The following is a 24,825-nucleotide window of genomic DNA, read 5'->3' on the forward strand; positions in this document are numbered from 1 at the left end:
CCCCACTCCCCACTCCCCACTCCCCACTCCCCATTCCCTACTACGGTTTGAGTACCACTTTGATGCAGTTATCTTTCTTGTGCTTAAAAATTTCGTAGCCGTGGGGCGCTTGTTCTAAAGGTAAAGTATGGCTGATGATAAAGGTTGGATCGATTTCACCGTTTTGAATCCGCTCTAACAAGGGTCGTAAATACTTATGGACGTGCGTTTGTCCCATTTTGAAAGTTAATCCCTTGTTCATGGCAGCACCCATCGGGATTTTATCTAAAAAGCCACCGTACACACCCGCAAGTGATACGTGACCACCTTTACCAGCAGACACTATTACTTGCCGTAATGCCGTCGGACGATCTGTTTCGAGACGTACTGCTTGCTTTACCTGGTCATAGAACGCCATAAAGTCTGTGCCGTGTGCCTCCATTCCCACTGCATCTATGCAAGCATCGGGGCCACGACCGCCAGTCATTTCTTTGAGTGCTTCGCCTACATTCACTTCTTCGTAGTTGAGAACTTCTGCTTTGCCGTATTCTTTAGCCATTTGCAGACGTTCGGGAATGCGGTCAAAGGCGATTACCCGTTCCGCACCGAGCATATATGCGCTTTGAATTGCGAATTGTCCGACTGGGCCACAACCCCAAACGGCGACAATATCACCGGGTTTGATGTTGCAGTTCTCGGCTGCCATGTAGCCAGTGGGTAAAATATCTGTTAAAAATAGTACTTGCTCATCCGTTAAACCATCGGGTATTTTGAGCAAGCCGACATCGGCAAAGGGTACTCTTGCATACTCTGCTTGACCACCGGCGTAACCGCCGAATAAATGAGAGTAGCCAAATAGACCAGCCGGCGAATGCCCCATTTGCTTTTCTACTAACCAAGCATTGGGGTTAGAGTTGTCGCACAGTGACCATAAATCCCGATTGCAGAAAAAGCAGCTACCGCAAGAGATGGTGAAAGGAACAACGACGCGATCGCCTACGTTCACATTTTTAACTGCACTTCCAAGTTCTACGACTTCCCCCATGAATTCATGACCAAGGATATCACCCTTTTGCATGGTGGGAATGTAGCCGTCATAAATATGCAAATCAGAACCACAAATTGCCGTAGAAGTAATTTTAACAATGGCATCGCGTGGATTAAGAATTTTGGGGTCGGGAACTGTATCAACCCGCACATCGTTTGCTCCATGCCAGCAAACTGCTTTCATAATTATTTAGTCCTTAGTTATCATTTCTGGCTCGTTAATATCAAGAGAAATACTCGATTTAGCCTGATTTTGAGACGCGATAATTATCACGTCTCAGTAACTGCTCAAAACTTCTTCAACAATGTATGAGTCAAAAATTTAGACTCAGAAATTGCTACGAATCTAGCTTCTCTCTCTTAGTTATTTGCTAGGAGGAGTTCGGTAATAACCTTCTTTAGTTCCAGTCAATGGCTGAACTTTGTCTCCAACTGTATTTTTTGTAGACTTAAGAAACTCTTTTGTAGCTCGAGGAGTTTCTTCATCCAAGTTTAGCTTTTCGCGGATATTATCAGCAGCTTCTTTTAATGGATTTTGGCTTTTTGTTGTTTGGGTATCGTTTCTGATTTCACCTTGCCCCTCTGGGATTCCTTTATAATAAGTACCTTCTGGAGTTATAACATCAGCTTGTGCTACATTAACGTAGGTAAAAGCTTGTCCTAGTAAAAACATAAATCCTACCAGGAAAACTACAAGGATTTGGGAAATGCGAATATTTCGTAGCCAAGAACTTACTCGATTCATAAAAAACCTCAATTGCATTATGTTAGGTGTACAATTCAAAACCCTAAATCGGGTGCATCCCAGTTTTTATTTTTTAATGAGAAAATAATTGTCATTGCGAGGAGGAACGACGAAGCAATCGCATGGACTCGCTCTGAGTTGGAGGATTTTGTGATTGCTTCGCTTCGCTCGCAATGACATGCAAAAAAGTGGGATGCTCCCCCTAAATCATTATTCACTATTCAGGGTTTAAGAACAACTTTGATGCAGTTATCCTTTTTTTGTTGAAAGATGTCGTAGGCGTGGGGTGCTTGCTCTAGAGGCAATTGATGGGTGACAACGAAGGATGGATCAAGTTTTCCATCCAAAATCTTCTGCAATAACAAATGCATATATTTTTGTCCATGCATTTGTCCCATTCTAAAGGTTAAACCCTTGTTGAAGGCTGCACCCAATGGTATTTTGTCTACAAAACCGCCATAAACACCCATGATTGAAAGAGTCCCGCCTTTACGACAGGCGACCATCATTTCCCGCAGAACGTGGGGACGGTCGGTTTCCAATCTGAGCTTTTGTTTTGTCTGGTCGTAGAAGTCTTCTAAACCAACGCCGTGTGCTTCTAAACCAACGGCATCGATGCAAGCATCGGGGCCACGACCACCAGTCATCTCTTTCAACGCTTCGCCAGCATTAACTTCTTCGTAGTTAATCACTTCTGCTTTGGCAAACTTTTTCGCCATTTCCAGGCGTTCGGGAAAGCGATCTATAGCGATCACTTTTTCGGCTCCCATCATGTAGGCGCTAATCATGGCAAATTGTCCAACAGCACCGCAACCCCAAACGGCTACGGTATCACCCGGTTGAATATCGCATAATTCTGCGCCCATATAACCGGTGGGGATGGCATCGGAGATGAATAACAACATCTCATCCGGCAAGTCTGGCGGAACTTTAACTACACCCACATCAGCAAAGGGTACACGTATATATTCTGCTTGTGCGCCTGCATAACCACCTAACATGTGGGAGTAGCCATAAATTGCTGAGGTGATATTGCCAAACAATTTTTCTTGAATCCAACCTTTGGGATTGGAATTATCGCACAACGACCACATATCATGTTGGCAATAATGGCAATTACCACAGCCAATGGTGGAAGGAACAACAACGCGATCGCCTATTTTTAAATTGTTGACTCCCTTACCAACTTCCACGACTTCCCCCATAAATTCGTGACCAATAATGTCACCCTGTTGCACTGTGGGAATATAGCCGCCATAAATATGTAGATCAGAGCCACAAATCGCCGTGGAAGTAATTTTAATAATCGCATCACGCGGGTTGAGAATTGTCGGATCTGGTACCGACTGTACCCGCACATCATTAGCACCGTTCCAGCAGACTGCTTTCATAGTTATTAGTCCTTAGTCATTGGTCATTAGTCATTGGTCATTAGTCATTGGTCATTTGCTTTAGGCAAAGGACAAATGACATAGACGCGCCAGCGGCTTCCCGTAGGGTAGGACAAAGAACAAATAACTACTTGCGTCCAGAAGGTTGACCTTCGGTTGTAGCAATTTCGCCTGCTTCCATTAGCATTTTGAAGCGGCGCAATTCATCACCAATTTGCTGTTCTGGTTCTTCACCGAAAAGTTTAGCTACGGTAGCTGCCAATGCTCCACCGGGGGGGTTATACTCCAAAACAACTTTAACTTCCGTGCCGCGATCGCCTGGTGCTTTTTTGAAGCGAACAAAACCAGAATTATCTACGTCTGCACCTTCTACAGAAGCCCAAGAAATAAATTCATTTTCCCGGTCTTCGAGAATATCTGCATCCCATTCTACACTGTTACCCAAGGGTGCATTGGCAATCCAGTGAGAACGTTTTTCGTTATGCACCTTGACAGATTTGAGATGCTTCATAAATGTAGGCAGATTCTCAAAGTCGTGCCAAAAGCGATAGAGTTCTTCTGCCGATTTATTGATAGTTACCGTTTTTTCAACTTTGATGGGTTGGTTTAGACCTATTGCTTCCTGTGCTTTCTGGATTGTGCTTTGCTTGGTTGCACCTTGATAAACCAAACCGCCACCGGCTAAAGCCGTCAGCGCTCCTCGCAATGAACCTTGCCTTAAACCCATCAGCACCATCGCACCACCACCAATGAGAGATGCCCAACGCTCTACTTCACTAGCTTCAGGCTGGTTTGTACTTGATTTATCCCCTGATGTTGAAGTCACTTTTTATATCTCCATTACTGTAAATTCACCATAGAGGCGCAAATACCTCTTCTTTCTATCTGTGTGTTATTTGCGCCTCTTCGGTAGCCGTCTATGTTAAAAAACCTTACATTGACACAGCAGCCCCTGTAGTCGGCTTAGGAGGCTGAATCTGAGTGCCTATCCGCGCCCGATACAACTCTACTAATCGCTGTTCGTATTTCAATAAATCCTGGTAAATTTCTTTGAAAATAGCAGTTGCTACTGGGTCAGTGAACATTGCAGATAAATTGCCAATATCGCCGATACCAGTTTGCACATCACCTAAAGCAGAACGTAACTGATATATGTCATCGCTTCCGGTCATGGCAGTTTTCACCTTGGCATACTGATTGGCAATATTTGCGCCTAAAGAAGGTTTTTCGCCTAATAGCTGAAGATAGGTTTCCAGTTTTTGAATGTGGCGCTGTTTATTAGCAATTATTTCTTGAAAGACTGAGTTTACTTCGCTATCTGATTCTTTTTGCAAGTAATTTTCAAATGCTTCTAGTGAATAGCGTTCACCAGCAAGAGCATTATTTAAACCTTTGGTGATCTCACCTTTAGTTGAGCCACCCCAAGCATCAGCCAGTTTCCACCATTCAGCACTTGTGTCTTTCTCATTTGGTAATGCAGCATCTTTGCCACCATAACCCAAACGGCTCAAAATAGCTGTGGTAAAAATTGGCAAGTCTCCAGGTTCACGGGATGTAATCAAATTTCCGTCAACTACCACCGGCTCATCTAGATATTTTGCGCCAGCGTTAATCATATCCTTGGCAATAGCGATAAAACCAGTGGCTTGTTTACCTTTGAGCAAGTCGCCTTCAATTAAAACTTGTGGGCCATGACAAACAGCAGCAACTAATTTTCCTTGTTGTATAGCTTCTTGGACAAAACGTACTGTGTTGGTGTTCCGCCGCATTTGATCAGGAGCCATACCGCCGGGAATTATTACAGCGTCGAATTCGGCTGCGATCGCTTCTGTGGTAGTACCATCAGCTTGGATGCTAAGTTTGCCGCGTTTACCCTTATATTTTTCATTCATTCGGGAACCCAGGACTACTACCTCCATTCCCGCTTGTTTTAGTCCATTATAAGGAACTGTAAATTCTGCATCCTCTACTGCCTGTTCAATGAGAATGGCAACTTTTTTCTTACCGGAATTATTGTTATGGTCAGTCATTGATTGTATTACCTGTTTATTTCTAGTATTTAACTAGGTACAATATTTATCGATTAGGAGAGTTAAAAACCAGGATTTTTCCTGATAAATTTTGTTTGATTTGCCTACTATGCAGAAACTTCACTTGTTGCTCAAGTCCCAAACAGTTCTTCGTAATCGTGAGAAAAATGGGCGTGTAAGGCAGCAAATAATTCTGGGCTGATGGCATTTTGCAACACAGTAAATACAGCCCTAACATGAATTGCCACAGTGGTTGGTTCTATATTTTCTTTTTTACTTGCACGGGCAATAAACTCTTGTAAGTTGAAAGAGCCACCACTATCCCCTTCTTTTCCTCGCAAATAATCCCCTAGTTGTTGGGGCAAATTTGCAGCTAGTTCCTGTGCTTCATCATCTGCTATCCGTTCTTTAAGGGTTTCTAGTGTGGCACGGGTAGCACGTTCTGCCTTTTCACGAGAATCTGATTGGGTAAGGCTTTGTACATGTGTAATGAACTCATCGTATTCCACTGTCTACCTCCGCTTCTCAAAATTCTTTAGTTAAAAGCATGAATATAAAGTTAAATAGCTAAACTTAAATTTTATTTTTGCTCAATAAGAAAAAATAGTTATGAGTGAGAACCTGGCTACTGAATAATTTCGGTTTTATAGCTCTTAACTCATAACTAAAAACTTCAACTACAAGTTGCTTGACCATGAATTCATATTTACAATGGTATGACCCGATAGGTAGTTTAGCTTCGTTCCAAGGGGATAGATTATTTTATTTCTAAAGCTATACATCTCTAGTAAGACAACTGGGTGACAAGAAAACGTTATTGTGAGAATGCACAAAAGGGCTAGTATCATGGCAGAAAAAAATCATAATGACGAGATTGAAACCAATGATTTGCCACAGGAAATTACCGAATCCTACGGTACTGGTGTGAAAGACTTGCCGGGATACAATATTGGTGGTAGCTCAATGAGAGCAGAAAGACAGGAGTATACAGAAACTAGTCCTGAACTCACTGGTGGCGATGTTGACGCTTATTGGCAAGATGCAGATGCAGTTGGGGATGAAGCTGTTGGTGGTAGTACTTCCACTCCCGATCAAAATGTAACTGAGGAGCTAGAAGCAGCAGTAGGGCTAGAAATGGATGATTTTGCGTTTCTGCGTACTAACGATATTTTAGAGGAACGTGATGGCGATCGCTGGGAGTTAGATCCGAAATCTTCTGAAGATTATCAAGAGCGGCGAGAATAAGCTAAATAAAAGCAAAAGCCGTATTCCTACTCGATGTCGCCGTTAATAAATTAATATGGCTGAATTGGGCAGTGTTTAGAAAAGCACTGTCACAATAAAAATAACATCTATCTATCGAAATACCTCCTGATAATATCTCAATTTGCTAGCATTCCCATTGCTAACTCCTTTACTTTGCCAAAGGGAAGCATTGTTTCGGCTTCTGATATTTGGTTTCATCTAACTGTAATACTTCTAATGCAGGACTACAGTTTGCCAAATTTATGTTTTGTTTATAAATTGTTATTCTTTATGATTTCAATACATCTGTCTTCAGTAGGGTAAAACGCTAAATGTACATTTGGTAACCTTGCTAATGAAATTGATTAATTGCAATTGGAGTTAATAATGACATTTACACAAACTGGCGATCCAACTATTCGTGAACATGTTCAAGCTTGGCAACAGTTAGATGTGGATCAGCAACTGGCTTTGTTTTGGTTCATTTACAAAGAAATGGGTAAGTCAATTACGCCAGCCGCTCCTGGTGCTAGCACTGCTTCTCCAGAAATCGCTGAAGGTTTGTTTAATCAAGTTAAGGAATTATCTCACGAACAACAATTACAAGTTCAGCGTGACTTGATTAATAAAGTAGATACCCAAATTTCTCGTGAATATGGTTCTTTGGGTGATACCACGAAACTACTATTTTGGTATCGATTATCTCAAGGTATGGATGATGGTACTATCATTACTGTACCTTCTGACTATGAACTTCCCTCAGAATGTCAACAGTTATTTGGCAGAATTCAAGGATTAGAGTTTGAGCAACAGATTACTCTTTTCCGTGATTATGTTTCGCCAATGGGCGCCGAAGCGAAAGCAGGTGCTGAAATTTAGCACTTTTGAAGTTTTTAGCCTGCTTGAGGCTACCTTTTTAGTCCCCAAATGAGGATGGCTGTTATACCAAGTTCATTTGGTTGTAGTAGAAGGATTCAAGAATTAGAATGTCTTTACTCTCCACCAGGTTTAGACGATTGGTGTTAGCGTAGCGTTACCAACTCTAGCCTGCGATATGCAGCATCGTCCTCATGAGAAGGGCAAGGGTATTATATAGCAGTCCTATTTTATTCGTGAAAAATATAAAATTTGAAAACGAACCGCAAAGTATTGGCTTTGGGCGCAAAGGGAAGAAAGAAGAAAGAGATATATAATTTTCACAAATGATTTAGGACTGCTATAGCCCTTTTGTTAAAGCTTGCCATATCCGCCAGTCGCTTAATATCAAGCTGAATTTTGATGACTGGCGTCTTTATTTTTTCTGATAAATAAACACAGAGTAAAACTAAAACTCTTACTCTGTGTTTATCTATGTCCTTAGTCCAGTTGCACCCTACAGTCGTAACGCCCTTTGTTTTGTACTCAATATATTAAAATAATTCGTAATTCGTAATTCGTAATGGGCTTCTCTTCGAGACGCTAAACGCGAACGCCCCGCAACGCTTTCGTAAATTTTGTTTTGCATTAGCGAACGCGAGTGCGTCTCCAAGAGTTGCGTTAGCGAGTCCGCGTACTCTTACAGAGAAGCAAGCTACGCGCAGCGTCTCGTAGAGAGCGTCTGGGGATTTTAACCCCACCGCAAAACTTGTCGCTTGTTAGAAGCGAGGGACTTATACCATTTCTTTGTGAGGCTGCGCCAAATTTTCTTGGCTTCTTCTTTCTTTCTTTGTGTCCTTTGCGCTCTTTGCGGTTCGTTCCTCATATAGTTTGGCGCATCTTCATACAGAATTGGTATTAGACCCCTCAAAAATGTTAAAAGTAATTATAGTTAAAATAATCTATCTTTTGGTTGGTTTAAATATGCTTAGATTTGATTATTAAGTATATCTTTCTGTAGTGTTTTATCTAAAGTTAAATCTTTAAAATTGATAGAGATAGTAAGAAGGATAGTTGAGATTTTTACATGGGGGATTTAATTATTTTTTCATATCTAATACCAAATTACATCAATGATGAACACAAAAGGGTAGCTAATTTAGCATAGGTTATTATTGCTGATAAACATCTTGAGCGATAAAACCTATATGTCTCAGTTTTTAATGCTTTAAATAGAGGCGATGCCGACGGCGGTCTACGCCTACGCTAGACTTTCTTCAGACTTATTTAATACTTAAGCTATGATATCATGTCCGCATAATTAGTTATGATTCCCACAGTCATTGCACCCCACCCCGCCAAAGCTACGCTTTGTCTCCCCTCCCGAAGAGCGGGGAGGGGATTAAGGGATGGGGTTCTTCGGGTTTAATAAGTAATCAAGCGGACATGATATGATACAATACCCATTAATAGAATAGATACACTATTAACGTAAATTCCTGCAAATTGAAGTAATAAAAAATTAGGATTGATACCTAAAATGACAGCTATTTGCTTGGCGTGAATTGCTGACAAGCAAAGCGAGAATCAAGTTGGTTCAAGGCAGGATTACAATTTTCATTTGATATTTTTTTAGTTAATCAAGTAGTTAATTACTTTGAGGTATTTATGACTTCTACGAACGTCAATTTTTTAGAACAAAGTGTATCAAAATTTCAGAGTTTGGATACAGACGATCGCCTAACTGTGCTAGCTTTACTTTACACTGAAATTTCTGATGAAATTCCAGCGCTCTGTCTCAATGATGTGCCAAATGAAAGGACTGCGAATTTAGTTGCACAAATTCAAAACCTGCCACAGGCAGAACAGTTGTTTGCTTTGCGCCAGTTGCTAAAGCAAGATGAAGTAGGGGAAACAGCAATTCCTACTCAAGAGTATGCTTCAATGAACGCTGACGATAAATTAGCTTTTTGGTATCAATTAGCCCAAAATTTGGGAACTTCAATTATTGGTGTACCAAATGACTATATACCTTCTGAAAAAGCTACAGAAGTAATAGATTTACTTCACACACCCAATATTGAGGATTTAGTCAATTTCTTCAAGCGGGTGCTGTAACAGTTTTGAGTCAAGAATCAAAGGTGGGGTTATGCCTCACCTTTATTTTTAAGTTAATTCTTTCAAGTTAATTATTATGGTATCTTCTCCTGAACAGACGAAAAACCAAGATTATAACTTTAAAGCACAGAAGCAAAATGGACTTCAAAGCTTTTTGTGGCTACGCAGAGTGGTTATACTGCTGGCTGTGATTCTTTTTATTGGCTTTTGGGCTTACCAAATTGATATTACCTTGCCAAAAACACCAAATATTAACAATACATATACACCTTTTACACAGCCTACAGCCCAAGAAATTGGCTCCTATGATGTACTAGGTAAGGTTGTTAGTAAAGACGCAGCAGCATTGCTAACGACAGATGAAGAGAAACAGCTACTATCAGCAGATAATGGTGCTGTAGCTGTAACTGAAGACTTGATCAAACTTGGTCGTAAAAGTTTTTATACAGAAACCTTTGGCAATGAATTTTTCTTGACTGATGTTACTGGTGTTCTGGATGGGCCACTGAATATTGGAAATTTAGCGAAAGCGATCGCTTCCCTTGGTGGTAAGCATACAACAAATCTGCAAGTAACTCTAGATAGAGATATGACTGTGGGAAGTCGCACTTTCAAAAAAGGCGATATCCTCAATACCGGACTGGATATTCCCGCAGGTTCTTTATTTCCTTTGGGAATTAGCTCCCATATCAATCACGGCAAAATTCGCGTTGGTATCACTTGTGCAGCCTGTCATGCTGCTGTTGACAAAGATACCGGACGCATTTTAGAAGGCGCACCAAATAATGACCTTGATACAGGCTTAATTTTGGCATTAGCGAGTAACTCAGCAGCATGGTTTCGGCAAACAGGTGTCAATCCTCAGACAGTTCGCCGTGGTGAAACTAAGTATATAAATGCCGACGACAAGGAAGCACGTTTACCAAACACCAAAGCCTTAGAAGATGCTGTTGATCAAGAACTATTAACTTGGCCTCGCGGCAACTTTGACTCAACAGGCGACAATAAAAATAACCCATCCCAAAATCCATCTTCCTACACTTTCGCAGCATATCCTTATGGCTGGAGTGGTAACGCCTCAATTGGTTGGTTCCACGGACTGACTACACTCAACAGCAACGTTCATGCGACAAACTCAGACTTGACAACCGGTGCTGATGCAAGTCAGCAGCTACTAGGGATTGATAAAGAAACTTATCTAGGGGTAATTCTGCAAAATTCTGCTAATCCAGCCTTTAGATTCCCAACAGGTGCGAAACCATCGGAATTTTTCGAGAAAATTGACCCCACTCCTGGCACACCTGCCATGAACGAAGTGATTAAAATGCCAGGATACCCCAAAGGTTCACCGTTTATCCTAGATGGTTTGATGGCAAATTCACCAGGATTGCCAGTTGCAGCACAACTTAATGGGATGTCGGCGTTTCAAAACACTTTAGCACCACCACCTGTAAAAACGCGAGATTTAGCAACTCTAAAGCGTGGAGCAGCAATTTTCACCAAAGCGGGGTGCGTTGAATGCCATAGTGGTCGGTATTTCACTAATAATCACGTCATAGCAGAACGGGAAATCAAATCTCAGCCTTCACGGGCAAAAGCTCAAACAGCTTTCGCGCGTAACTTTGTAGCACCCCAGACTTATAAGAGCAACGTCTCTGTTCCTCTGCCAAAAAATCCTCCGGTGCTGGATGTGCCTACAGATATTACATCAGAAGAAGACTACAAACTTGCCTTTGCCATTGGTAACTCAGGCGGTTACAAAGTGCCTAGCTTGATTGGACTCGCCGTCACCGCACCTTATTTACATGATGGTGGTGTTGCTGTTAGCAAAGAAGCACTGCAACAGGATACAAACGGCTATAAATTAGCTCAACCTGAGCAGTTAGGTTTAACAGGCACATTATTAAACGGCATCTTACCAGATCCGAGTGCTAGTCTACGCGCACTTGTGGATCGCAACTTGCGTCGGCAAGTAGTTTTAGCTAACCATGCTAATTCCGACTTACAAAAGTCAAATGTAGACGGTAGCGGACACAATTACTGGGTGGATAAACAAGCTGGTTTTTCTAATCAAGAGCAAACTGACTTGATTGAATTCCTACTTTCATTGGACGACGATCCAGAAATTGTGCCAGTACAATCCCGCTAGTAGGGAAGCAGGGGAGGCGAGTATCAAAGACTCATTCACGAATCTTAAATTACAGTTACAAATCATTCTCCCCTGCCTCCTTCCACTAACGCAAAACTGCTTGATAGCGACCTAGAGCGATTAAGGGAAAGTATTGTTGATACAGATGATACTTGAGATAAAAATGGCAGGGGAAACCAGTACCTGTAAAGTCCGCCTCAAACCAAGTACCATCGAGCTGTTGAGTTGCCACTAGGTAGCCAATTCCCCGCTCGATCGCCTCAAGAGCTAATTTACCAGTTGCTTCACCTGCTGCCAAAAGGCCAATTAAAGCCCAAGCAGTTTGAGATGCAGTACTATTTCCTTTTCCTTTAAGACTGGGGTCGTCGTAGCTGCGGCAAGTCTCACCCCAACCACCATCTGGGTTTTGACATCCGATTAACCAAGCTGCTCCTCGTTCTATACTGAGTTTATGCTTTTGAGGAGTAATTAACGCTAAGGCTGATAAAACGCCACTGGTGCCGTAAATATAATTTACACCCCAACGACCAAACCAACAGCCTTCGGTTTCTTGTTCGCTGTGAAGATAACTAAGCGATCGCTCTAAATTATCACTATCAATTGACAAATCACAAGCACCCAGCATTTCTACGACTCTAGCCGTAACATCTGCGGTGTTTGGATCGATCATTGCTTTCAAGTCGCCATAAGGGATGGAGTTAAGCCAATCTTGATCGTTATCCAAATCAAAGGCAGCCCAGCCGCCTGGTTTACATTGCATAGATGCAATCCAGTTTAACGCACGAGCGATCGCAGCCTGCTTGATTTCTTCGTTGGGGAGTTTCGCCAAATGTAAAGCCATCATCACCACAGCCGAGTCGTCTACATCGGGATAAAAGCGATTCTCAAACTCAAACGCCCAAGCTCCTGGTTTTCCCTGACGATTTTTTACAGCCCAATCTCCGTAGTCTAAAATTTGTTTTTGCAACAACCATTCTCCAGCTTGCACCACGACGGGATGATCTGGTGCAAAGCCAGATTCTACTAAGGCACGCATCGCCCAAGCTGTATCCCAGACGGGTGAAATACAAGGTTGAACTCGGTAGCTATCCTCTGTTTCAATGGCAAAGTTATCAATTGCTTGCAAACCTCGTTCTACAATGGGGTCGCTTCGGTCATAATTCAGACACCGCAAAGCCAGCATTGAATTCAACATCGCCGGAATAATCCCACCCCAGTCACCTGTGGCTTCTTGGCGCTCTAAAATCCATTTTTCGGCGGCTTTGATGCCTTCTTCACGAAAGGGAACTAAATTCAGACTTTCTGCAAACTTGAACCCCTGATCAAGGGTGAGGAATAAATCTGTCCAATCACCAGTTTGGGGTAATTCCCACCGGACTTGATCAACGCCTTCAGCGTATAGTTCATCTAGGTTGATAGTTGGATCGGTGATAAAAACAGGTTTGCGATCGCACACAATCAGTAATGGTACTGTGCTGGAACGTGCCCAGCTAGACATCTCGTAGATATTAACTGGGAAAGCTTTTGGCAACAGCATTACCCAAGGTGGTAGCGAGGGAATACCGCGCCAGTTGTAGCAGCCAATCAAAGCTAAATGCAACTTGGTAAAAATCCGAGTTTTGCTGATACCACCCCGTTGGAGAATAAAGGTTCGCGCCCGAATCATCGCCGGATCGGTTGCTGGTACACCTAGCAGCCTTAACGCCATGTAGGCTTCAACCGAGGTGCTAAGTTCTCCGCCATCACCGTAGAAAAGTTCCCAACCGCCATGCTGCCGTTGCTCTTGGAGCAGGTAGGCTGCAACTTTGTGTAAAGGTCTGCCTTGGTCTGTTCCCCAAATTTTATGCAAAAGGACAACTTCAGCAGTGATGGTGACATTGGATTCTAACTCTGCCCACCAGTAACCGGCGGGATTTTGAATCGAAAGTAAATATTGTTGACTGGCTGCGATCGCCGTTGCGACTTGATTGACTTTTACCCTGTCTTGTGTTTGCATCAAATACTATTTAACCTCAACACCAACACTAGTTATGAACACGGCAATATTATGATGAAAAAATTTTTTCTCTATCAGTAGACATAGTATTCTGTCTGAGTCACTGAAAATTTGCAATAGGTCATGGGTGTAATTGTATTAGGATTGATGCTGTTATCCTTGACAATTTGGTTAGGATTACTGTGTTTTTGGGGACAGTTTTGGCGGGTAGACCAGCAATTAGAGGTTACAGAAACTCAGCTAGAATCGTTACCTATGGTTTGTGCCGTGGTTCCAGCCCGTAACGAAGCCCAATTGCTACCAACCACACTGCGATCGCTCCTACTCCAAGATTATCCTGGATCTTTCAACGTGTTTTTGGTAGACGATCGCAGCACAGACCGGACAGCAAATTTTGCCGAAGGAGTTGCACACGCTGTAGGTAAACCTCAGCAATTGCATATTATCTCTGGCGTTTCACTACCTCCCGGTTGGTCGGGCAAACTTTGGGCAGTTGAGCAAGGTATAAACAGCGCTAGTAAATTTGCACCTGACTATTTTTTACTGACCGACGCAGATATTGCACATGATCCTGGTAATCTCCGCCGACTCGTTGCTAAAGCTGTGCAGGAAGATTTAGACCTGGTTTCTGTAATGGTGCGACTCAGGTGTGAAAGCTTTTGGGAAAAACTTTTGATTCCAGCTTTCGTCTTTTTCTTCCAAAAACTTTATCCCTTTCGCTGGGTAAATAATCCCAACAATCCCACAGCCGCCGCCGCAGGGGGATCTATTCTGATCGCCCGTGAAGCTTTAGAGCGAATCGGTGGTATTCAAGTGATTCGCCAAGCTTTAATTGATGATTGCGCCCTTGCTCAGGCTGTTAAGAAAAGCAGAGGAGACAAGGAAAACACCCCATTCCCAATGCCCAATGCCCCATGCCCAATCCCCAGCCAAGGCCGTATCTGGCTAGGATTGAGTACATTGACTCGGAGTCTGCGTCCTTATGACTCGCTGGCGACAATTTGGGATATGGTTGCTCGTACTGCCTATACCCAACTGAATTATTCTCCATTACTACTATTGGGAACTTTAGTAGGAATGCCTCTGATTTATCTAGTTCCACCTGTGTGTGTAATTCTAGGTGCAGTTTGGGGCAATTGGGCGATCGCACTTACAGGTTTATTAGGATGGTTGTTAATGTCGTTGGCTTACTACCCAACGATCCGCTTTTATAAATGTTCTCCTTGGTTAGCCTTTAGTTTACCTGCGATCGCTTTTCTCTATACCCTGATGACTCTAGACTCAGCACTACGTCATTGGCAAGGACGCGGTGGCGCTTGGAAAGGAAGAGTTTATCGTAAATAAAAGGGTTTAAGACCCGCAACGTCAACTTATAGTTGCCCACTGATTTGTCCTTCTCAAATACAGTGGCGAAATATAAGGCACGAAAGCTAAAATTAAAGTAAGACTAATGTGGTTGATTAAAATAATTATGACAACCGCAACATCAACAAATAATCCTGTTATTGTCCCCAAAAAGCTGCCTTTTCTGGAGTCAATTTGTTGGCAGACCGCCGATGTCTATCGGTTTACTTCAGAACAAATGCTGAGTCGCTATGAGCGTGGTTGGCAATATCGCAACCTATTTAATAATCTTGAGGGTGAAGAACTCAATTTCCTTAAGGAAATCGCCAGACGCTATAAGTCCTGGTTGCAAGTTTGTTTATGATCTCCAGGTTTGAACACCATAATAAAATTCTCACAGTTCTAGAATGCTTAGATTCTGACATACTTAGGAAGGGTTCTGCTTACTTCGGTGGCGGAACCCTTCTTGCATTTGAGTTTGAAGAATATCGCTGGAGTAAGGACGTTGATTTTATCGCTTCTGTTGGTACAGAAGGCTACAAATACCTGCGGACAGTGGTATTTGAGGGTGGGCATGAAGCATTATTTAGTGATTTAAGTAAAATCCAAATTGGACGTAGCACAACTGACCAATATGGAATTCGGATGATCGTTTTTGTGGATGATATGCCGATTAAAATGGAAATTATTGCGGAAACTCGTTTTCAACTAGACCCACCAAGATATCTAAAGTGGTCACCCGTTCCCTGCTTGAGCCTTAATGACTGTTTTACCTCTAAGCTGCTGTCGAATTCTGACCGTTACGCAGATGACAGCGTTGAGGCAAGAGATTTAATTGATCTAGCAATTCTCAGGCTGCAATCTCCAATCCCTCAAGCATCAATTGAGAAGGCTGAAAAAGCATATCAGGTTATGCGCCCTTTGGAAAGAGCGATCGCACTATTTCAGGGAAGACCAGATTACAGGGAAAAATGCTTTCTCAGTCTGCAAGTTGATCAAGCTCAGATACCCAAAATTATCGACGGTATTGATTTACTCTCTACAGATTTAGGCTTATCTCACACTCTAAGGGCTTTTCGAGAACAACATGATATTTTTGCTGATTTAGAAACACAAATTAAAAAACGAGAAGATTCTTAAACAGGTAGCGTTGCCCCATGCCCTAATTCCTTGAAGCTATTTGTTTACTACTCGCGGCGCCAACAGGCAATGGTTGAGCCGCTTTCAATATCGCATCCAGCAACCCTGGAAACAGCACCTCTAAATCTTCACGCCGCAGGATGTTAATGTGATGTGTTCCTTCTTTACGTGTAAAGACTATCCCAGACTCCCGCAAAATCTTAAAATGATTGGACATAGTAGACTTAGCGATCGCAAAATCAAAACTGGCACAGCATTGTTCCCCCTCAGTCGCCAACCGCCGCACAATCTCTAGCCGCACTGGATCGCCCAATGCATACAGCACTCCCGGTAAAGAAATATTTTTTCTATCTGGATGATAAAGAAATCTCATAGTTGCATTATCTCATCAGGTGGCATATATTTTTATTATTCGATATTATCGAATTATAGAATTAATTAGGAAGGCAATTTTATGTCATCCATTACAAATGTCACAGAAGCCACATTCAAGCAAGAAGTCTTGGAAAGTGAGATTCCGGTATTAGTGGACTTTTGGGCGCCGTGGTGCGGCCCTTGCCGGATGGTGGGCCCAGTCGTAGATGAAGTTGCTGCTGAATACGAAGGACAGGTAAAATTTGTGAAGCTGAACACAGATCAAAATCCTACTGTCGCCAGCCATTATGGAATTCGCAGCATTCCGACACTGATGGTTTTTAAGGGAGGTCGGCAAGTCGATACTGTCGTAGGGGCAGTTCCAAAAACCACTTTGAATAAGACCTTAGCACAGCATCTTTAATCTAGTACTCGACCAACCCAAAATTGCTGGGTGAGGGTAGGGAGTGGGGAGTTGGGGGAGCAGGGGGAAATTACTCTCCTCTGCACCCTTCCCCCTGGCCCTGGAGCCTCTTCTCCATACTTCGACAAGGCTCAGTACAAGTGCCCCATACCCAATGCCCCATGCCCAATGCCCCATTCCCAACTTCTGAATTCTGTTTCAACTAACGGGGAAAGAGCGAAATGGACTTGAAATTGCATGGTAAATCCGCCTTTGTGAGTGGCTCAACCGCAGGTATTGGTTTTGCGATCGCTCTTGGGTTAGCTCAAGAGGGTGCATCAGTGATTATCAACGGTCGCTCTGAAGAACGAGTAGCCCAGGCGATCGCCAAAATTAAGCATTCTACACCCGAAGCGAAAGTCTCTGGTGTTGTTGCTGACACAGGTACTGCATCAGGGGTAGAGAAACTTTTTCAAGAGGTTCCTCACGTTGATATCCTGATAAACAATTTAGGTATTTACGAGCCAAAAACCTTCTTTGATATTACTGATAAAGACTGGTTAAACATATTTGAGGTTAACGTCCTCAGTGGAGTCCGTTTGAGTCGGCAATATCTGCAAAAGCAGCTAGAGCAAAACTGGGGGCGGATAATTTTTATCTCCAGCGAATCTGCCATTCAAATTCCCGTAGAAATGATTCACTACGGCACAACTAAGACAGCACAGCTAGCCATTGCACGAGGTCTAGCAGAAATGACTGTCGGGACTGGAGTCACTGTAAACTCCGTCCTCCCCGGGCCAACCCGTTCAGAAGGAGTTGAAGAGTTTATCACCAACCTGGCGCAGGAACGCGGTATTGATCGCGCTGAAGTCGAGGCTGAGTTTTTTCAAAATGTGCGTCCAAGTTCCCTAATCAAACGCTTTGCAACTAATGAAGAAGTAGCAGCGATCGTAGTTTACCTTTCTAGTCCTGTAGCTTCAGCAACTAATGGTGCAGCTTTGCGGGTAGATGGTGGCGTTATTCAGTCGATTGTTTAGTTTGGACGGGACTGGGGGACTGGGGACTGGGGGCTGGGCAATATCGGTTTCGATAAGGTTTTTTAATGACACGCCGCTAATCACAAAGACGCGATAAATCGCCGTCTTTACAATAATCAGTCCTTTGTCTTGACGGCGATTTATCGCGTCTCTTGCCTTAACCGAACCGTATTGGGGGAACTGGGGACTGGGAACGAGGCGACACAAGCCTTTGGGCTTTCCTTAGTGCCAATCGACCAATGACCAATGACCAATGACTAATGACCAAAATAATTTGGAGATAAAACCAATGACTAGTGATATCAACTTATTCTCTCCTTACCAATTAGGGAATCTGGAACTACCTAACCGAATAGTAATGGCACCCTTAACCCGAAACAGGGCAGGACAGGGAAATGTACCACACCAACTGAATGCTACCTACTACGCCCAACGTGCTTCCGCCGGACTGATTATTGCTGAAGCAACACAGGTAACTCCTGAAGGACAGGGTTATCCCGCTACACCAGGAATTCATTCACCAGAACAGGTGGAGGGCTGGAAGTTAGTAACCGATACCGTACATCAGCAGGGAGGGAGAATTTTTCTGCAACTATGGCATGTAGGCAGGATTTCTCATCCTGATTTACAACCGAATGGAGCTTTACCTGTTGCACCTTCTGCCATTGCTGCTAAAGGTGACGCCGCAACTTATGAGGGGCCCAAACCCTTTGTTACTCCCCGTGCTTTAGAAACTTCGGAAATACCGCAGATAGTCGAACAGTATCGTCTGGGAGCGGCAAATGCCCTAGCGGCTGGGTTTGATGGGGTAGAAATTCACTCAGCTAATGGTTATTTAATAGATCAATTTCTGCGCGATCGCACCAATCAACGTACAGATAAATATGGCGGTTCCATTGAGAATCGCGCCCGATTCCTCTTAGAAGTCACAGAGGCGGTAACTAGTGTGTGGGATTCTAACCGAGTAGGAGTACGTTTATCTCCCAGTGGGACTTTTAACGATATAGGTGACTCCAATCCCCTAGAGACATTCGGTTATGCGGCTCAAGCGTTGAACCAATTTAATTTGGCATATCTGCATATTTATGAGGCAACAGAAGCAGACATCAGACATGGCGGGATAATTGTACCCACTAGTCATATACGCGATCGCTTTACAGGTACACTCATCGTCAATGGTGGTTATACTCGTGAAAAAGGCGATGCAGTACTAGCCAACAAAGCAGCAGATTTAGTTGCCTTTGGCACATTATTTATATCAAACCCCGATTTACCCCGACGCTTGGCTTTGAATGCACCACTAAATGAAGCAGATCAGGCAACCTTTTATGGTGGCGGTGAAAAGGGATATACAGATTATCCATTTTGGTCGGCTGCTAATGAGTCGGTAGCTAAGGCATAATTCGTAATTCGTAATTCGTAATTCGTAATTCGTAATTCGTAATTCGTAATTCGTAATTATGACTTTATGACTGTACCTTGCGCGTGCCGTAGGCAAGTCGTTTGTTCTGAAACAAGGAATAATTTTTATTTTTGTTTTGTGAATAAATAGATTTGCTTGTATCCTAATTACGTTAGCTAGCGCAGTGGTAGCGAGTGTGCATTCGCTTTTAGCGTCTCATAGAGAACGTCATTACGAATTATTTGGTCATAACTCAACTATCAGGAGAATTTCATGAGTTCTATCACCCAAACCCAACCTTTAGATGTACCAAGTGCGATCGCTAAACGTCGTTCCATCAAAACTTTTAAAACAGACCCCATCGCCCCAGAACTACTCAAGCAACTGGTAGAGTTAACCGTGGCAGCGCCCAGCAGCTATAATATCCAGGACTGGCAAATTATTCTTGTGCAAGATGAAGCACAAAAGGCAGCACTATCAGCCGCATCGTGGAATCAACAGCAAATTATCCAAGCACCTGTAACCTTCGTCTTTGCCGCCGATCCTAACGCAGGCGAACAAAACTTAACCCCAATTCTAGAGCGGGGACTCGAAACTGGAGCATGGAATGAAGGCACAGTAAACTACTTTAAAACCGCCATCCCGCAGTTTCAAGCTGGGCTAGGCGACAAACGACGCGAATATGCGATCAAAGATGCGATCATTGCCGCTACCCATTTGGTGTTAGCAGCAGAAAGTTTGGGATTATCCACTTGTTTTATGAACGGTTGGATTGAGGATCAGGTAAAACAAGTGATTGGTGCTGGGGATAATCCAGATTTAGCGATCGCTGTTTTAGTTCCTGTTGGCTATGCAGCAGAACCACGCTTAAATCCCGGTCGTTTGCCATTCTCCTCCAACGTCTCTGTGGATAGAATCGGTAATCCTTATGCAGGGTAGCTTTTCCTAAATGGGGAATGGGGAATGGGGAATAGAGGATGAGTCTTTGATACTCGTGAATGAGTCTTTGATACTCGCCGACGAGTCTTTGATACTCGTGAATGAGTCTTTTATCCTCGCCAACGAGTCTTTGATACTCGTGAACGAGTCTTTTATCCTCGCCGACGAGTCTTTAATACTCGTGAACGAGTCTTTGATACTCGCCGACGAGTCTTTAATACTCGTGAATGAGTCTTTGATACTCGCCGACGAGTCTTTGATACTCGTGAATGAGTCTTTTATACTCGTGAATGAATCTTTTATACTCGTGAATGAGTCTTTGATACTCGCCAACGAGTCTTTGAAGCTGCTCCCCCTGCTCCCCCTGCCTCCCCTGCTCCCCCTGCCTCCCCTGCTCCCCCTGCCTCCCCTCCCCGCAAGCGGGGAGGGGCTAGGGGTGGGGTGTAATGGCTGTGGTTAGCATAACTATTTATGCGGACATGATATTATACCAATTTGAAAAAAGAATGCGACAGATGGGTAGGGGCACAACAATGTTGTGCCCTTACAAATAATTGATGTGTCGCAAACATTATTTGAATTGGTATTACTAGGCTTTAAAACAGAAATCAAGTTAAACAACAAACAGCGTACTTTACTAGCACAACACGCAGGTACGGCAAGACACGCATGGAATCAAGGACTGGTATTATGCAAGGAGGTCATTTCGTAATTGATGGTGCAATCCGCTCCACAATCCGCCAAAATCCAGTAGATAATCCTGATAGTACTCTTGACCCGGATGCGACGCCGAATAGCCCGTCGTAGACATCGCTCAAACTTATCTCAGCATTTTACGCCAACCCCGCAGTGCTTGGACTTATGAAGTAGAACTACGTCCGTGGGTAGAGAACTTTTAGCCAAAACAATTGTTAAAAAAATGGTTTTGCAGGTATGAATATTGATTTTGGTGCAACTGCTACTGATTATGCAAAACACCGCGCTGGCTTTCCCAGTTCATTATTTAACAAACTGTCTGAATATGGTATAGGTTTACCAGGGCAGAATATTGTTGACCTTGGTACTGGAACAGGAACACTAGCGCGGGGCTTTGCCGATAGAGGTGCTTATGTCATTGGCATAGATCCATCAGTTTCACTTTTAGAACAAGCGAGACTGTTAAGCGAATCAGTCCAACTCAAAGTAGATTATCGAGTCGCAACTGCCGAGAATACCGAGTTACCAGACGCAAGTGCGGATGTGGTGACAGCAGGACAGTGTTGGCATTGGTTTGATCGTCCCCGTGCTGTCCAGGAAATTACTCGGATATTGAGAAGAAATGGCTCAATTGCGATCGCTCATTTTGATTGGATACCCTTAAAAGGTAATGTAGTTGAAGCCACAGAACAACTGATCAAGGCTCATAATCCAGTGTGGGAAATGGGCGGACGTAATGGATTGTATCCCTTGTGCTTACAAGATATTGGAGAAGGAGGATTTCGAGAAATCCGCACATTTTCTTACGATGTCTTTGTGTCTTATACACACGAAGCTTGGCGGGGGCGAATTCGTGCTAGTGCAGGCGTGGGAGCCAGTTTGACACAAGAAAAGGTAGAAGTATTTGACCAAGAATTGGCGACATTACTCGAAGCAAGATATCCCACACCAATTCTTCAGGTTCACCATAGAGTTTGGGCAGCGATCGCCAAATCACCGTTATGAAAAGCTCTATGTTTCATCCAGAGAAAGCCATCACTAGCGGCTGGCTATGTGTTGCTAGTGATGGCTTATTTGCAGTAGATAGACGAATACTGCAATTGTTAAAGCTAGTCGTGCTTGATAGGTTTGATTCTAGCGATCGCTGGTAGTAACATTTTTGGCAGCCAAAAAAGATAACAATATAGTTGTTTTGCCTGACTATAAAGCGAGAATAACTTTCTTTCACTCAATAAAGTATATGGTCGAACTGCTCTGAGAATTTCTGCAAATTTATCTTCCGCCGCAGTTTGAACAGAACCACTTACAGAATAACCTTGTAAATGTGGAGGTAAGCGCCAGTTAATTTTAGGATCTGGCTGGTGTATTACAGGCTCAACATTTCCCCGCCATGCAACTCCCATAATTTGCATAGTTTGATAGACCATTGTGTTCCATCCTTTCTCTTTTAAGTAGTCCAAACCTTGGCCTACGTCGGGAGAAGCCAAATCATGAAATAAAATTAAAGCATCTGCTTCTGCAAGTTGTTCGCAAATAATTGTATCATTGAGCGGAGCTGGTGCTTCGTGATTACCATCTATAAATATCAATGACCATTTACGTTGAAATTTATTTGCTATTTCTTTTACTTTTTCAGGGCTACATCCTGGTATTAGATTTACAGATTCCTTAACACCTGCCGACTTTAGTGACTCTGTGACGCTTTCATTAAATAATTGTTCAGATAGCATCGGATCGATTACATCTAGCTCTACTCCTCCTAGAGCTAAATGACAAGCTGACCAACCCATCCAGCAACCTATTTCTAAAGCTTTTTTTCCCTGAAATTTTAAGGCTGTATTGTATAAAATATGAGCTTCATCTCTGCTGACAAATCCTACATTCTGCTTTCGTTTATCCACGTACCAGTTATGAGTAATATCCCGCCGCAAGTAAAGCCAAAAAGAATCATATTTATTTCCTAAAATTATATTGGGAAAATAGCAATCTGGCTGGATAGTGGAAAATCCTGACGAAACATAATCTCCTTTTGGCAATAAGTTTACTTCAATCACTTTCACTGTTTTTTCACTCATAAGTTACTCTCTAAGTATTTGAAATTCTAGATTTTGGGTTGACAATTTAACTTCAACAACTTCTCGAAAAGCGCCATCTTCTCTACAGATGAGCTTCGGACTACACCTCTATCGATAACTAAAGCAAGCTAACGTTAAACCCAACACAAATAACCTCTTAGCGCTCAAGTGCAGCAAGCGGCTGATAAATCCTTAATAGGAAATAAAATGGATGTTAACTATCTAGTAAATAGCGCAAGGCGTAAATAAACATACCATTTCAAATGGCGCAAAAGCTTGGAATACAATTATGCGTGACTTTTGACTTTTGATTTTTGACTTCTGCCTTGCGGTACGGGAGCATCCCAATGCAAGCAAATTTACCAAGATGATATATTGTCATTGCGAATGAAGCGAAGCGGAATGTTCGCCCTTGGCGTTCCCGAAGGGTAGCAATCACAAAGTCTAGATGTTGCGATTGCTTCTCTACGAGACGCTCCGCGAACGCTTCATTTCATTACGCTCGCAATGACGAAATATGTTTTTACACATTTGGGATGCTCCCTGCGGTACTAGCCTGAAGTTATCGATTTGAGATTCACTTTCAAACAACGATTTCCAGGCAAAACCTGAAAATATCAAATCCAGAAACTAAAAAGTTAATTTTTTTTAAGCATCTCGTCCTTTTTTGTAATGCAAAATCAGTAATAGCCCAGCACAATAGTCCAGTATGGGGCTTTAGCTCCATTCCTGACAGCGATTTTCCATCTTACCTCTAGGGCAATACTTTTGGGTATAAAGTGCTAAAATGCTTACGTTATATACATTTTTGCAGTTATTACCCCCATTTTTTTCAGATTTTGTGAGAAATGCGAAAGAGGTGTCCGCACCATTCACTTAAAAAACAATCGCACAATTTTAGGAAAAATAACCATGATTGATCTTTATTATTGGACAACCCCAAACGGTCATAAAATTACGATTTTCTTAGAAGAAGTCGGTTTGCAATATACCATAATTCCTGTGAATATTGGGGCTGGGGATCAATTTAAAGCAGAATTTTTAAAGATTTCTCCTAACAATCGCATCCCCGCGATCGTTGACCACGAACCAGCAGATGGAGGTGCGCCGATTTCGGTATTTGAGTCTGGTGCAATCTTGCTGTATTTAGCAGAAAAAACCGGTAAACTAATCCCCCAAGATTTACGTAATCGCACTGAAGTTTTAGAATGGTTGTTCTGGCAAATGGCAGGGCTGGGGCCAATGGCGGGACAAAATCATCACTTTAGCGCCTATGCTCCCGAAAAAATAGACTATGCCATTAACCGCTATGTGAATGAGACGGGACGCTTATATGCAGTGCTGAATAAGCAACTAGCAGATAGAGAATTTGTGGCTGGCGATTATTCTATCGCCGATATTGCTGCCTATCCCTGGATTGTGCCCTATGAGCGCCAAAGTCAGAATCTAGAGGATTTTCCTCACGTCAAACGGTGGTTTGAGGCAATTAAAGCCCGTCCGGCAACAATTCGTGCTTACGAGAAAGCAGAAGCATTCAAAACTCAAGCGCTTGATCCAGATAAGTCACGAGATTTGTTATTTAACCAGTCGGCGAAGACTATTCAAACTTGAGCCTAATGAAATTGTCTTGTCACTGTGGCGATCGCTAAGTATAGCATTTCCTTAATTCGTAGCGAATTAAATTTGGCAATACCCTGCAATGGCAATGAATGCGACAGCGGCCTTGTTAATGCGTCGGCGGCCTTGTTAATGCGACAGCGGCCTTGTTAATGCGTCGGCGGCCTTGTTAATGCGACAGCGGCCTTGTTAATGCGTCGGCTTGCATTGTTAATGCGTCGGCGGCCTTGTTAATGCGCCAGCGGCCTTGTTAATGCATCTCA

25 protein-coding genes are annotated in these 24,825 nt (G+C 43.0%); 16 read left to right on the forward strand and 9 right to left on the reverse strand.

All coding sequences use genetic code 11. The annotated features are described in order from the left end of the window. Positions 1 to 40 precede the first annotated feature (40 nt). The 6 genes from LC586_RS06555 to LC586_RS06580 form a co-directional block, all read right to left on the reverse strand. A complete protein-coding gene (locus LC586_RS06555; RefSeq protein ID WP_229483787.1) occupies positions 41 to 1,210 on the reverse strand; it encodes a zinc-dependent alcohol dehydrogenase in 1,170 nt (389 codons plus the stop codon). Between the two features lie 180 nt (positions 1,211 to 1,390). Next, positions 1,391 to 1,771, reverse strand: a complete 381-nt coding sequence (locus LC586_RS06560) for a hypothetical protein (RefSeq protein WP_229483788.1) — start codon at positions 1,769 to 1,771, stop codon at positions 1,391 to 1,393. A gap of 221 nt (positions 1,772 to 1,992) precedes the next feature. Then, entirely contained in the window at positions 1,993 to 3,162 is a 1,170-nt protein-coding gene (locus tag LC586_RS06565) for a zinc-dependent alcohol dehydrogenase (protein WP_229483789.1), read from the reverse strand. A gap of 127 nt (positions 3,163 to 3,289) precedes the next feature. After that, positions 3,290 to 3,988 (reverse strand): SRPBCC family protein, encoded by a 699-nt coding sequence (locus tag LC586_RS06570; RefSeq protein WP_229483790.1) that lies wholly within the window; start codon positions 3,986 to 3,988, stop codon positions 3,290 to 3,292. Between the two features lie 106 nt (positions 3,989 to 4,094). Next, on the reverse strand, positions 4,095 to 5,192 hold the full coding sequence (locus LC586_RS06575; protein WP_229483791.1) for a DJ-1/PfpI/YhbO family deglycase/protease: 1,098 nt from the start codon (positions 5,190 to 5,192) through the stop codon (positions 4,095 to 4,097). A gap of 131 nt (positions 5,193 to 5,323) precedes the next feature. Beyond that, on the reverse strand, positions 5,324 to 5,701 hold the full coding sequence (locus LC586_RS06580) for a DUF2267 domain-containing protein (RefSeq protein ID WP_229483792.1): 378 nt from the start codon (positions 5,699 to 5,701) through the stop codon (positions 5,324 to 5,326). A gap of 337 nt (positions 5,702 to 6,038) precedes the next feature. Here LC586_RS06580 and LC586_RS06585 point away from each other — a divergent pair, with 337 nt between their 5' ends. The 4 genes from LC586_RS06585 (at position 6,039) to LC586_RS06600 (ending at position 11,559) form a co-directional block, all read left to right on the forward strand. Beyond that, the gene (locus LC586_RS06585) at positions 6,039 to 6,437 is read left to right on the forward strand and encodes a DUF6335 family protein (protein WP_229483793.1); all 399 of its coding nucleotides are present in this window, start codon (positions 6,039 to 6,041) and stop codon (positions 6,435 to 6,437) included. Between the two features lie 387 nt (positions 6,438 to 6,824). Continuing rightward, complete coding sequence (locus LC586_RS06590) at positions 6,825 to 7,316, forward strand: orange carotenoid protein N-terminal domain-containing protein (protein ID WP_229483794.1); 492 nt, start codon at positions 6,825 to 6,827, stop codon at positions 7,314 to 7,316. 1,644 nt (positions 7,317 to 8,960) lie between these two features. Further along, a complete protein-coding gene (locus LC586_RS06595) occupies positions 8,961 to 9,410 on the forward strand; it encodes an orange carotenoid protein N-terminal domain-containing protein (protein ID WP_229483795.1) in 450 nt (149 codons plus the stop codon). Between the two features lie 76 nt (positions 9,411 to 9,486). Beyond that, positions 9,487 to 11,559 (forward strand): di-heme oxidoredictase family protein, encoded by a 2,073-nt coding sequence (locus tag LC586_RS06600; RefSeq protein WP_229483796.1) that lies wholly within the window; start codon positions 9,487 to 9,489, stop codon positions 11,557 to 11,559. Positions 11,560 to 11,644: 85 nt separating this feature from the next. On the opposite strand, the gene shc is transcribed toward LC586_RS06600, so the two are convergent. Further along, positions 11,645 to 13,555, reverse strand: a complete 1,911-nt coding sequence (shc, locus tag LC586_RS06605) for a squalene--hopene cyclase (protein WP_229483902.1) — start codon at positions 13,553 to 13,555, stop codon at positions 11,645 to 11,647. Positions 13,556 to 13,678: 123 nt separating this feature from the next. On the opposite strand from shc, the gene LC586_RS06610 reads away from it, so the two are divergent. The 3 genes from LC586_RS06610 (at position 13,679) to LC586_RS06620 (ending at position 16,039) form a co-directional block, all read left to right on the forward strand. Then, positions 13,679 to 14,899 carry a glycosyltransferase gene (locus tag LC586_RS06610; protein WP_229483797.1) on the forward strand — a complete coding sequence of 407 codons (1,221 nt, stop codon included), beginning with the start codon at positions 13,679 to 13,681 and terminating at the stop codon, positions 14,897 to 14,899. A 127-nt stretch (positions 14,900 to 15,026) separates the two neighbouring features. After that, positions 15,027 to 15,263 carry a hypothetical protein gene (locus tag LC586_RS06615; protein WP_229483798.1) on the forward strand — a complete coding sequence of 79 codons (237 nt, stop codon included), beginning with the start codon at positions 15,027 to 15,029 and terminating at the stop codon, positions 15,261 to 15,263. After that, a complete protein-coding gene (locus tag LC586_RS06620) occupies positions 15,260 to 16,039 on the forward strand; it encodes a nucleotidyl transferase AbiEii/AbiGii toxin family protein (protein WP_229483799.1) in 780 nt (259 codons plus the stop codon). Before LC586_RS06615 ends, LC586_RS06620 begins: the two co-directional genes overlap by 4 nt. A gap of 22 nt (positions 16,040 to 16,061) precedes the next feature. On the opposite strand, the gene LC586_RS06625 is transcribed toward LC586_RS06620, so the two are convergent. Beyond that, entirely contained in the window at positions 16,062 to 16,412 is a 351-nt protein-coding gene (locus tag LC586_RS06625) for an ArsR/SmtB family transcription factor (protein ID WP_229483800.1), read from the reverse strand. Positions 16,413 to 16,493: 81 nt separating this feature from the next. On the opposite strand from LC586_RS06625, the gene trxA reads away from it, so the two are divergent. From trxA to LC586_RS06665, 8 genes are all read left to right on the forward strand, one after another. After that, positions 16,494 to 16,817: a thioredoxin gene (gene trxA / locus LC586_RS06630; protein ID WP_012412473.1), complete on the forward strand. Its 324-nt coding sequence runs from the start codon at positions 16,494 to 16,496 to the stop codon at positions 16,815 to 16,817. A gap of 221 nt (positions 16,818 to 17,038) precedes the next feature. After that, positions 17,039 to 17,833 carry an SDR family NAD(P)-dependent oxidoreductase gene (locus tag LC586_RS06635; RefSeq protein ID WP_229483801.1) on the forward strand — a complete coding sequence of 265 codons (795 nt, stop codon included), beginning with the start codon at positions 17,039 to 17,041 and terminating at the stop codon, positions 17,831 to 17,833. Between the two features lie 289 nt (positions 17,834 to 18,122). After that, entirely contained in the window at positions 18,123 to 19,235 is a 1,113-nt protein-coding gene (locus tag LC586_RS06640; RefSeq protein WP_229483903.1) for an alkene reductase, read from the forward strand. A 273-nt stretch (positions 19,236 to 19,508) separates the two neighbouring features. Continuing rightward, a complete protein-coding gene (locus LC586_RS06645; RefSeq protein WP_229483802.1) occupies positions 19,509 to 20,174 on the forward strand; it encodes a nitroreductase family protein in 666 nt (221 codons plus the stop codon). Between the two features lie 10 nt (positions 20,175 to 20,184). Next, positions 20,185 to 20,634 carry a hypothetical protein gene (locus LC586_RS06650; protein WP_229483803.1) on the forward strand — a complete coding sequence of 150 codons (450 nt, stop codon included), beginning with the start codon at positions 20,185 to 20,187 and terminating at the stop codon, positions 20,632 to 20,634. 99 nt (positions 20,635 to 20,733) lie between these two features. After that, positions 20,734 to 20,886, forward strand: a complete 153-nt coding sequence (locus LC586_RS06655) for a helix-turn-helix domain-containing protein (RefSeq protein WP_229483904.1) — start codon at positions 20,734 to 20,736, stop codon at positions 20,884 to 20,886. A gap of 221 nt (positions 20,887 to 21,107) precedes the next feature. Continuing rightward, positions 21,108 to 21,875 carry a class I SAM-dependent methyltransferase gene (locus LC586_RS06660; RefSeq protein ID WP_229483804.1) on the forward strand — a complete coding sequence of 256 codons (768 nt, stop codon included), beginning with the start codon at positions 21,108 to 21,110 and terminating at the stop codon, positions 21,873 to 21,875. After that, positions 21,872 to 22,021, forward strand: coding sequence for a hypothetical protein (locus LC586_RS06665; protein ID WP_229483805.1), 150 nt, complete (start codon positions 21,872 to 21,874; stop codon positions 22,019 to 22,021). The genes LC586_RS06660 and LC586_RS06665 overlap by 4 nt, the downstream gene beginning before the upstream one ends. On the opposite strand, the gene LC586_RS06670 is transcribed toward LC586_RS06665, so the two are convergent. After that, the gene (locus LC586_RS06670) at positions 21,980 to 22,945 is read right to left on the reverse strand and encodes a class I SAM-dependent methyltransferase (RefSeq protein WP_229483806.1); all 966 of its coding nucleotides are present in this window, start codon (positions 22,943 to 22,945) and stop codon (positions 21,980 to 21,982) included. The two genes, LC586_RS06665 and LC586_RS06670, sit on opposite strands and share 42 nt — an antisense overlap. A gap of 912 nt (positions 22,946 to 23,857) precedes the next feature. Here LC586_RS06670 and LC586_RS06675 point away from each other — a divergent pair. Further along, positions 23,858 to 24,556, forward strand: coding sequence for a glutathione binding-like protein (locus LC586_RS06675; RefSeq protein WP_229483807.1), 699 nt, complete (start codon positions 23,858 to 23,860; stop codon positions 24,554 to 24,556). Positions 24,557 to 24,825: the final 269 nt, after the last annotated feature.

It is taken from the genome of Nostoc favosum CHAB5714, assembly GCF_020829495.1.
GTDB lineage: Bacteria > Cyanobacteriota > Cyanobacteriia > Cyanobacteriales > Nostocaceae > Nostoc > Nostoc favosum.